Source organism: Pseudomonas sp. AD21, assembly GCF_002878485.1.
GTDB lineage: Bacteria > Pseudomonadota > Gammaproteobacteria > Pseudomonadales > Pseudomonadaceae > Aquipseudomonas.
The window spans coordinates 22,850-33,045 of the sequence record NZ_NQYG01000062.1 but is presented as its reverse complement, the minus strand read 5'-3'; the positions used below and the strand labels follow the sequence as shown (position 1 = coordinate 33,045).

Below are 10,196 nucleotides of genomic sequence, written 5' to 3'. Positions count from 1 at the left end.
TGAATGTACCGGCCTCTTCGCGAGCAGGCTCGCTCCCACAGGTTTGATTGGTGTCAGGGTCAGAAGAGTTCGCTGAAGGGAATGAAGCGCAGCGGATCACCCATGCGATGGGTGCTGTTTTCCGGCACTTCCACCAGACCGTCGGCCCAGGTTGCGCCGAGCAAGACACCGGAGCTTTGATTCGGATACAGCACCGCACTCCCCGCCTCCAGCCGCACCCGCAGGTATTCGCGGCGGCTGCCTGCCTTGTGCCAGTCGAATCCGGCACTCACCGAAAAGCTCAGCGGCGTGATGTCTTCCACGCCCTGGATGCGCAGCAGATACGGCCGCGCCAGCAGGCCGAAGGTCACCAGTGCCGAGGTCGGGTTGCCCGGCAGGCCGATCACCGGCACCTTGCCGAAGTGGCCCACGGTCAATGGTTTGCCAGGCTTGATCGCCAGCTTCCACAGCAGCGGTTTGCCGTCCTCGCGCAGCACTTGCCCGAGGCAATCGGCATCGCCGGCAGACACGCCGCCGGTGGTCAGGATCAAGTCGGCCGCCACTTGCAGTTGTTCAAGCTTGAGCCGTGTCTGCGCCGGGCGGTCCGGGAGAATCCCGGCGTCGATCACCTCGCAGCCCAGTTCACGCAACCAGTGACCGAGCAACACACGATTGCTGTTGTAGATGCTGCCGGGGCGCAGTGGCTGGCCCGGTTCGACCAGTTCGTCACCGGTCGACAACAGTGCCACGCGCGGGCGACGCACCACGTGCAGTTGCGCCAGCCCTTGCCCGGCGGCGACCGCCAGTTCGAATGGCCCAAGGCGTTTGCCGGCACGCAGCAGGATGTCACCCACGCGATTTTCCTGCCCTTGCGCGCGGATGTTCTGCCCCGCCTTCAGCGGCTGCAAGAAACGCACGCGGCCGTCCTCCAGCACCTCAACGTTCTCCTGCATCTCGACGCAGGTGGCGCCGGGCGGCAGCGGTGCACCGGTAAAAATCCGCGCGCAGGTGCCAGGCAGCAGGGCGTCCGGCGCCAGCCCCGCGTAAACCTTTTGCGACACTTTCAGCGGCTGGCGATGCAGGTCGGCGAGATTGAGCGCGTAACCGTCCATGGCACTGTTCGGCCACGGCGGCAGGTCGAGTGTCGCCACCAGATCACTGGCCAGCACCCGCCCACGCGCATCGTCGAGCGGCAACAGTTCGCTGTCGGCCAGACGTTGCTCATTGGCCATGCCCAGCAATTGGTCGAGGGCATCCTCGACCGGCATCAACGGTGCCTTGCTCATCCGCGCGGCCCACAGGCTTGCACTGCCTTGAGGTGTGGCACGAAGTTGCACGGGCGATGACGGTTATCCAGTTGCTCGGCGAGAATGCCTTCCCACGCGGTGCGGCAAGCACCGGTCGAGCCCGGCAGGCAGCACACCAACGTGCCGTTGGACAACCCGGCCAGCGCTCGGCTTTGCACGGTGGACGTGCCGATGTCGAGAATCGAAATGGCGCGGAACAACTCACCAAAACCGTCGATCTGCTTGTCGAGCAGACAGGCGACTGCTTCGGGGGTGCTGTCGCGGCCGGTGAACCCGGTGCCGCCGGTGATCAGTACCACCTGAATCGTGTCGTCGGCAATCCAGTGAGCAACCTGGGCGCGAATCTTGTACAGATCATCCTTGAGCAGATTGCGCTCACTCAGGGTGTGCCCGGCCTCCAGCAGACGGCTGACCAGCAACTGACCCGAAGTATCGCTGGCGTAATCGCGGGTATCGCTGACCGTCAGCACGGCGATGTTCAGGGGGACAAACAGGGCATCCGCTTTCGCACTCATGGGACTCTCCAGCAGTAGTTGATCACATTGCCCAGCAGCCTAAGTGCCACTTATGAGTACTGTCTAATCACTCTGACCAACCACATTATCGACCCGCTCTATCGGTCCCGTTGACCTCGACCAAAGCCTTTGAAATCATGGGCGATAGAGCTGATCGATAGGCTTTTCAATTCTTCCGATTGGACGCAAACACAGTCAGATGAGATCGTCTCGCCTCGCGTTTTTCGTGCGATGTGCGCATCTGCGTCAATACTCATTCCAATTTCTCAACGAGCAGGTGCCATCGTGGACATCAAACAACTCAAGTTCCTGATCGCACTGGATGAAACCCGACACTTCGGCCAGGCCGCCGCACGCTGCCATATCACCCAGCCAACCCTGTCGATGCGTCTGCGCAACCTGGAAGATGAGCTGGATCTGGTGCTGGTCAATCGCGGCCAGCGTTTTGAAGGTTTCACCCAGGCCGGTGAACGGGTACTGGCCTGGGCGCGCACGTTGCTGGCCGCCCATGACGGCTTGTTCGCCGAAGCGGCGGCGTGCCGCGGGCAACTGGTCGGCAGCCTGCGTCTGGGGCTGGTGCCGTTGAGCAGCTTCAACCCGGTCAATTACATTCAGGGTTTGTCCGCCACTTACCCCGAGCTGAAATTCAGCCTGTCGTCGCTCAGTTCCAACGAGATCATCGAGGGGCTGGGCAACAACCAGCTGGATCTGGGCGTGTGCTATCTGGACCACGTCAACCCGAACTACTTCGAGTTTTTCGAGATCGGCGAAACCCGCGTCGGGCTGCTTTACGACAACCGTCACTTCCATTTCGAAGGCTCGGAAATGAGCTGGGAAGACGCCGCCGAACTGCCGCTGGGAATGATCACCACCGGCATGCACTACCGCAAATCCATCGACCTGAGCTTCCGCAGCCGCGGGCTCAATCCGCAGCCGATTCTGGAAAGCGATTCGACCTATCAGCTGTTGCAGGCGATTCACCAGGGCTTCTGCTGCTCGATCATGCCGCTGGACAGCGGGCTGGAACAGCCGATCGAACATTTGTCGTTCATGCAGTTGCCGGATGCCAGCGTGCTCGCGCCGCTGGGGCTGGTGATGCGCAAGACCGAGCCGCGTTCGGCGATTGCCGAGAAGTGCTTTGCCGAGGCGCGCAAGTTATTTGGGGTTGAGGCTCCAGTTGTTTGAGTGACCTGCCCAGACATTGATGCTGGATGTCAGGCCGTCTTCGCGAGCAAGCCCGCTCCCACAGGTTGAATGCATTTCAAATGTGGGAGCGGGCTTGCTCGCGAAGAGGCCCGACCAGCCAACACACATTTCGGATGTGAAGGTGGTGATCGACCCACCCAATCACCAGATCAGAACAAGCGATTGGACGCACTTTTAACTCCCCCGTAGCCTGACCTCACTTCAGCGCTTCGGGACTTTCAAGATGCTGTGCCAAGTTGATCCAACAGTCGAACCGGGCGATGCCAACGCCCCCGCGCCGCAACCGTCACAAGTGGCGTTTCGCGAATACCTGCCGCACGCCCCGCTCTCGCACGCCGCCCTGGCCTCGGAAATCGCCCTGGCGATCTCCTTCAACGGCCTGAGCCAGGCAGTGATGATGGTCTCGCCCGGCAACCTCGAAGATTTCATCCGTGGCTTCAGCCTGAGCAACGCGATCATCGACAGTGTCGACGAGATCTACGACATCCGCCTGAGCCATTTCGATCAGGCCTGCCAGGCTGACGTGCAGATTTCCAGTCGCGCCTTCTGGGCGCTGAAAGACCACCGTCGACAAATGGCCGGCACCAGCGGCTGCGGCATCTGTGGTGTCGAAGCGCTGGAGCAGGCGTTGCCGCAACTGCAGATTCTGCAACCCTGCGCACTGCCGCCGGCTGCGCATTTCGACGGCATCCGCCAACGCATCGAACAGGCCCAGCAACTGGCCCGCAGCAGCGGCGCCCTGCACGCGGCGCTGTACTTCGATGCCAGCGGTGAGGCGCTGCTGTGCCGTGAAGACATCGGCCGGCACAACGCCCTCGACAAGCTGATCGGTGCAATGCAAATCGCCGAGGTCGATGCGCGCCAGGGCTTTGTGGTGGTCACCAGTCGTTGCAGCCTTGAACTGATCCACAAAGCGGTGCGCGCCCGCCTCGGCACCCTTGTCAGCCTGTCCGCCCCGACGGCGTTGACCGTGCGCTGGGCGCTCAAGCACAGGCTCAATCTGATCCACGTCCCGCACCGCAACGCCCCCCGAATCTACAGCCCGATCCAGGAGCTAACGCAATGAGCAACACCCTCACCCACCTCGACGATCAGGGCCGCGCCAACATGGTCGACGTCAGCGACAAAGCACCGACCCGCCGCGAAGCCACCGCGCAAGCCTGGGTGCAGATGCGCCCGGAAACGCTGCAGATGATCCAGGCCAACGGTCACCCCAAGGGCGATGTGTTTGCCGTGGCGCGGATCGCCGGGATTCAAGCGGCCAAGCGCACCCACGAGCTGATCCCGCTGTGCCACGCGCTGTTGCTCAGTTCGATTCACGTCGAACTCAAGGCCTGCGAACCGGACCGCGTGCAAATCACCAGCACCTGCCGCCTCACCGGCCAGACCGGGGTCGAACTCGAAGCCCTGACCGCCGCCAGCGTCGCGGCACTGACCATTTACGACATGTGCAAGGCTGTGGACCGGGCGATGGTCATCGGCGACATCCGCCTGCTCAGCAAACAGGGCGGTCGCTCCGGGCACTTTCAATGGGAGGACGTGCAATGATCCTGATCAACTACTTCGCCAGCTACCGTGATCGCCTCAATCTGGGCGGCGAAAAAATCCCCCTGACCAACGACCTGACCAGCATCGAGGACGTGCGGCAGATGCTCATGGCCCGTGGTGAGGAATGGCGCGAAGTGCTCGGCGCCGGCAACCTGATGTGTGCGTTGAATCAGGAGCTGTGCCAACCGAGCGCAGCCATCGAAGACTTCGACGAGATCGCGTTTTTTCCACCGGTCACCGGGGGCTGAGCATGACGGTACGAGTCCAGCATAAAAGTTTCGATGTCGGCCAATTGACCGCCGACTTGCATGCGCGTAATCCACGGGTCGGCGCAGTGGTGAATTTCATCGGCTACGTGCGCGATATGAACATCGGCCAAAGCGTGAATGAGCTGTTCCTCGAACACTATCCAGGCATGACCGAAAAGGCCCTCGAACAGATCGCCCGAGAGGCCCGCGAGCGTTGGCCGCTGCTGGGGGTGGAGATTGTGCATCGGGTCGGCGCACTGTCTGTCAGCGAGCCGATCGTGTTCGTCGGCGTCAGCAGCAAGCACCGGCACATGGCGTTCGAAGCCTGCGCCTTCATCATGGATGTGCTCAAGACCCGTGCGCCGTTCTGGAAGCGCGAGAGCACGGCGCAGGGTTCGCATTGGGTCGAGGCGCGGGAGAGCGACCAGAATGCGGCACTGCGCTGGAGCCTGGCGCATGCCTGAAGATCAAGAGCCCCTCACCCTAACCCTCTCCCGGAGGGAGAGGGGACTGATTGGGGGATATTGAAGAAATTCACCGAATCGAAAGATTGGCTCTGAATCCATAATCGACTCAATCTTCAGGTCGATGGATAACGCCAGACACCTCGGTCGGCCCCCTCTCCCTCTGGGAGAGGGCTGGGGTGAGGGTTGAAAGTCTGATTAGATAGCAACTCCGCCAGGATTAAATTCCGGAGTCTCGTTTGAGCACAGCGCCCAACAACCTGCCCCGCCCCGATCCCGTCACGCTGCGCCAGGCCTGGCGCTTCTGGTTCAAGCTCGGCTGCATCGGCTTCGGCGGCCCGGCCGGGCAGATCGCGATTATGCATCAGGAACTGGTCGAACGCCGGCGCTGGATCTCCGAACGGCGTTTCCTGCATGCGCTCAACTACTGCATGTTGCTGCCCGGCCCCGAGGCCCAGCAACTGGCGACCTACATTGGCTGGCTGTTGCATCGCACCTGGGGCGGGGTGATTGCCGGAGCGCTGTTCGTGCTGCCGTCGTTGTTCATCCTGATTGCCCTGTCGTGGGTGTACATCGCGTTCGGCGACGTGCCGGTGGTGGCCGGGATCTTTTACGGAATCAAACCGGCGGTGACCGCAATTGTGTTGCACGCGGCGCATCGCATCGGCTCGCGGGCGCTGAAAAACAGTTGGCTGTGGGCCATCGCCGGAGCGTCGTTCGTGGCGATTTTTGCGTTCAACCTGCCGTTCCCGTTGATCGTGCTCGGTGCGGCGCTGATCGGTTATGTCGGCGGGCGACTGGCGCCGCAACGCTTCGACAATGGCGGCCAGCGCAGCAGCGCCAAATCCTTCGGTCCGGCGTTGATCGATGACGACACGCCAACACCTGAACATGCGCGATTCAGCCTGCCGAAGCTGTGGCGCTTGCTGTTGGTCGGCGCGGCGCTGTGGTGCTTGCCGATGGGGCTGCTGACCGCGCTGTTCGGCTGGGACGGCACGTTCACGCAAATGGGCTGGTTTTTCACCAAGGCCGCGTTGCTGACGTTTGGCGGCGCTTATGCGGTGTTGCCGTATGTCTATCAGGGTGCCGTCGGGCATTATGGCTGGCTGACGCCGACACAGATGATCGATGGCCTCGCGCTGGGCGAAACCACGCCCGGGCCGCTGATCATGGTGGTGGCGTTTGTCGGTTTCATCGGCGGTTATGTGCAACCGGCGTTCGGTGCGGAACATGCGTTCGCTGCTGGCGCACTGGCGGCGACGCTGGTGACCTGGTTCACCTTCCTGCCCTCGTTTCTGTTCATCCTCGCTGGCGGGCCGCTGGTGGAGTCGACCCACAACGAACTGAAGTTCACCGCACCGTTGACCGCGATTACCGCTGCGGTGGTCGGGGTGATTCTCAACCTGGCGTGTTTCTTCGCTTATCACGTGTTCTGGCCGAGCGGTTTTGCCGGGCAAGCGGATGTGTTTTCGATCGGGCTGGCACTGCTGGCCGCGTTGGCGCTGTTCGTTTTCAAACGCGGGGTGATTGCAGTGTTGATCGTTTGCGCCCTCGCCGGGCTGGGCTTTCACCTGCTGCGCTGAGCGTCGATCAATGGTACAGGGGCGCAATCATCGGTTTACACACCCGCAGATTGCCCCTTACTATCCGGGCACACCGGTCGGCGGGCCTGCCCCGCCACCGACGTTTTCCGCCAACGGAAACACGCGTATGAGTACGTCACCACAACAAGCAAAAATGTTGAACGTCTCCGCTGTGTGCGCCCTCTGTCACAGGGGCCGCGCATGAATCGCATCGTCAATCTCCCCATGGCCCTGCGCCGTTCCAAGCTGCGTCACTCCGCACGCCCGCCGGATATCGCCTGCTGATTTCTGTCAGTTAGAAAAGATCCATTGTGGCGAGGGGATTCATCCCCGATGGACTGCGCAGCAGTCCCTGTCTTTTTGGCCCGCTACGCGCGCCGTCGGGGATAAATCCCCTCACCACAGGTTCAGTGTCACTTCCGACTGCCGGGCATTAGCGAAATACTTTTTTCTTTTTGATATCCCTGCCAGGACACCCACGCCTATTTACCGCGTCGTGTCCGGCCCGAATCTGCGCGCCTGTGCGGCGCCATCGTGAGTGATTGATTATGAAATTCGCAGCCATCGAAGACGCACGCCTGTTCCTTGAACAGAACCCCGATATCGACATGATCGAGCTGTTCATCCTCGACGCCAACGGCGTGCCGCGCGGCAAGCTGTTGCACCGCGAAGAACTGCTGGCGGTGTATGAAAGTGGTCGCCCGTTACCCAGCACCATCCTCGGCCTGACCGTACAGGGTGAGGACGTGGAGAACTCCGGTCTGGTGTGGGACGTCGGCGACATCGACTGCCGCGCCTACCCGCTCGAAGGCAGTCTGGTGCGTCTGCCATGGCGACAGATTCCGACCGCTGCGGTGCAGGTCAGCATGCATCCGACCGAGGGCATGCCGGCGAGCATCGCCGACCCGCGTCACCTGCTGATCAAGGTGATCGACGGCCTCAAAGCCGAGGGTTATCACCCGGTCATGGCCTGCGAGCTGGAGTTCTATCTGCTCGACGCCAAACGCGATCACAACGGCCGACCGCAACCGGCGCTGGACGCCGACGGTGGCCGACCGCGACACACCCAGGTCTACGGCTTGCGTGAACTGGAGCAGATCGAACCGTTCCTCGCCGACCTCTACCAGGCCTGCAAACTGCACGGTATTCCGGCGCGCACGGCGATCTCCGAATACGCCCCGGGGCAGGTGGAAATCACCCTCGAACACGGCGATGCACTGCAGGCGATGGATCAGGCGGTACGCTACAAACGTCTGGTCAAAGCCGTGGCGCACAAACACGGCATGCAGGCGACGTTCATGGCCAAGCCGTTCGATGACCTGGCCGGCACCGGTATGCACATGCACGTCAGCCTCGCCGATGGTGCTGGGCACAACCTGTTCGCCTCGCAAGATCCGGCCGGCACCCCGCTGCTGCGCACCGCGATAGGCGGCATGCTCGCCTCCCTGCTCGATACGCTGCTGCTGTTCTGCCCCAACGCCAACTCGTACCGCCGGTTCCAGGCCAACAGCTACGCGCCATTGGCGCCGACCTGGGGCGTCGACAATCGCACCGTCAGCCTGCGTGTTCCTGGCGGCCCGGCCAACACCCGGCACATCGAACACCGCATCTGCGGCGCCGATGCCAACCCGTATCTGGCGGCAGCAGCGATCCTCGCCGGCATCCATCGCGGCATTCGTGAAGACCTTGATCCGGGGGCGCCGGTTGAAGGCAATGGCTACGCGCAGGCGAAGGAATTGTTACCGACTGATTGGCTGACGTCGCTGCGGGCACTGGAGAATTCGGTGTGGGCGCGGGATGCCCTAGGGCAAGCATTTCTCGGGGTGTATCTGGCGGTGAAACGGGCCGAGTACCGGCAGTTCATGGCCGAGGTGGGTGAGCAGGACTGGCGCTGGTACCTGACCGAAGCCTGAAGCCTCACACCATCCCCCCCTGTGGGAGCGGGCTTGCACTCTGACTCCCGAATTTGTGTGGACACTGACATGACCGAACGCTGCAATTCCTACTACACCGCCACGCTCAACCAGGACACCGACTACCCGACCCTGCAAGGCCGCCACCAGGTCGATGTGGTGATCATCGGCGGCGGTTTCACCGGTGTTGCCACCGCCGTCGAACTCGCCGAAAAGGGCCTGAAAGTCGCCATCGTCGAGAGCCATAAAATCGGCTGGGGCGCCACCGGGCGCAATGGCGGGCAAGTCACCGGCAGCCTCTCCGGCGACGGCGCGATGCGCAAACAGATGCGCCCGAAACTCGGCGATGAAGTCGACGATTTCATCTGGCACCTGCGCTGGCGCGGACACGAAATCATCCAGCAGCGCGTCGAGAAATATGGCATCCAGTGCGACCTCAAGCACGGCCATCTGCACGCAGCCTACAAACCGAGTCACATGGACGGTTTGCGCCAGGATTACGAAGAAGCCGTGCGCCGTGGGATGGCCGACGAGGTCAGCCTGCTCGACCGCAGTCAGGTGCGCGATCTGCTGCAAAGCGACCTCTACCACGGCGCAATCAGGAACACCCGCAACATGCACCTGCACCCGCTCAACCTGTGCATTGGCGAGGCGCGGGCGGCGGAAAGTCTGGGGGCGCTGATCTTCGAAAACAGTGAAGTACTGGAGATCATTCACGGCACGGCTCCTCACAAAAGCCCTGGCGTCAGAACCGCCCACGGCCAGATCGATGCCAGGCAGGTGATGCTCGCCGGTGACGTCTATCACAAGCTTGAACCGGGTCAGCTCAAGGGCAAGATTTTCCCGGCCATGGGCGGCATTGTCACCACCGCGCCGCTGGGAGACCTGGCGCGGCAGATCAACCCCGAGGACCTGGCGGTGTACGACTGCCGCTTCGTCCTCGATTACTACCGCCTCACGGCCGACGGTCGGCTGCTGTTCGGCGGCGGCGCCAACTACAGCGGCAAGGATTCGCGGGACATCGCCGCCGAGCTGCGCCCGTGCATCGAGCAGACGTTCCCGGCGCTCAGAGGGGTGAAAATCGATTACCAGTGGAGCTGCGCGATGGGCATCGTGATCAACCGCATCCCGCAACTGGGCAAGCTCTCGGACAACGTCTGGTATTGCCAGGGCTACTCGGGACACGGCATCGCGACGACGCACATCATGAGCCGGGCGATCACCGGGCAGATGGAACAGTTCGACACCTTTGCCGCGTGCCAGCATATTCGCGTGCCAATGGGGGATTTGCTGGGCAACCCGCTGTTGGCGGCGGGGATGTGGTATTACCAGATGCTCGAAAAACTGCGTTGATCGCACAGGCCCTTTCGCGAGCAAGCCCGCTCCCACATTCGAATGCATTCCAAATGTGGGAGCGAGCCTGCTCGCGAAGA

General features: G+C 62.2%; 10 protein-coding genes. 8 read left to right on the top strand and 2 right to left on the bottom strand.

Annotated elements, in window-relative coordinates; all coding sequences use genetic code 11:
- Positions 1-59: 59 nt before the first annotated feature.
- Positions 60-1,265 (bottom strand): gephyrin-like molybdotransferase Glp, encoded by a 1,206-nt coding sequence (glp, locus tag PseAD21_RS24650; RefSeq protein WP_102358403.1) that lies wholly within the window; start codon positions 1,263-1,265, stop codon positions 60-62.
- On the bottom strand, positions 1,262-1,801 hold the full coding sequence (gene moaB / locus PseAD21_RS24645) for a molybdenum cofactor biosynthesis protein B (RefSeq protein ID WP_102358402.1): 540 nt from the start codon (positions 1,799-1,801) through the stop codon (positions 1,262-1,264). The genes glp and moaB overlap by 4 nt, the downstream gene beginning before the upstream one ends.
- A 285-nt stretch (positions 1,802-2,086) precedes the next feature.
- Here moaB and PseAD21_RS24640 point away from each other — a divergent pair, with 285 nt between their 5' ends.
- From PseAD21_RS24640 to PseAD21_RS24605, 8 genes are all read left to right on the top strand, one after another.
- On the top strand, positions 2,087-2,986 hold the full coding sequence (locus tag PseAD21_RS24640; protein ID WP_102358401.1) for a LysR family transcriptional regulator: 900 nt from the start codon (positions 2,087-2,089) through the stop codon (positions 2,984-2,986).
- Positions 2,987-3,230: 244 nt separating this feature from the next.
- Positions 3,231-4,073, top strand: coding sequence for a formate dehydrogenase accessory sulfurtransferase FdhD (fdhD, locus tag PseAD21_RS24635; protein WP_102358400.1), 843 nt, complete (start codon positions 3,231-3,233; stop codon positions 4,071-4,073).
- Positions 4,070-4,555: a cyclic pyranopterin monophosphate synthase MoaC gene (moaC, locus tag PseAD21_RS24630; protein WP_102358399.1), complete on the top strand. Its 486-nt coding sequence runs from the start codon at positions 4,070-4,072 to the stop codon at positions 4,553-4,555. The genes fdhD and moaC overlap by 4 nt, the downstream gene beginning before the upstream one ends.
- Positions 4,552-4,803 (top strand): MoaD/ThiS family protein, encoded by a 252-nt coding sequence (locus PseAD21_RS24625; protein ID WP_102358398.1) that lies wholly within the window; start codon positions 4,552-4,554, stop codon positions 4,801-4,803. The genes moaC and PseAD21_RS24625 overlap by 4 nt, the downstream gene beginning before the upstream one ends.
- Positions 4,804-4,805: 2 nt before the next feature.
- Positions 4,806-5,267: a molybdopterin synthase catalytic subunit MoaE gene (gene moaE, locus PseAD21_RS24620; protein ID WP_102358397.1), complete on the top strand. Its 462-nt coding sequence runs from the start codon at positions 4,806-4,808 to the stop codon at positions 5,265-5,267.
- Positions 5,268-5,506: 239 nt separating this feature from the next.
- A complete protein-coding gene (gene chrA / locus PseAD21_RS24615) occupies positions 5,507-6,850 on the top strand; it encodes a chromate efflux transporter (RefSeq protein ID WP_102358396.1) in 1,344 nt (447 codons plus the stop codon).
- 548 nt (positions 6,851-7,398) lie between these two features.
- The gene (locus PseAD21_RS24610; RefSeq protein WP_102358395.1) at positions 7,399-8,763 is read left to right on the top strand and encodes a glutamine synthetase family protein; all 1,365 of its coding nucleotides are present in this window, start codon (positions 7,399-7,401) and stop codon (positions 8,761-8,763) included.
- A gap of 69 nt (positions 8,764-8,832) precedes the next feature.
- The gene (locus tag PseAD21_RS24605) at positions 8,833-10,116 is read left to right on the top strand and encodes an FAD-binding oxidoreductase (RefSeq protein WP_102358394.1); all 1,284 of its coding nucleotides are present in this window, start codon (positions 8,833-8,835) and stop codon (positions 10,114-10,116) included.
- Positions 10,117-10,196: the final 80 nt, after the last annotated feature.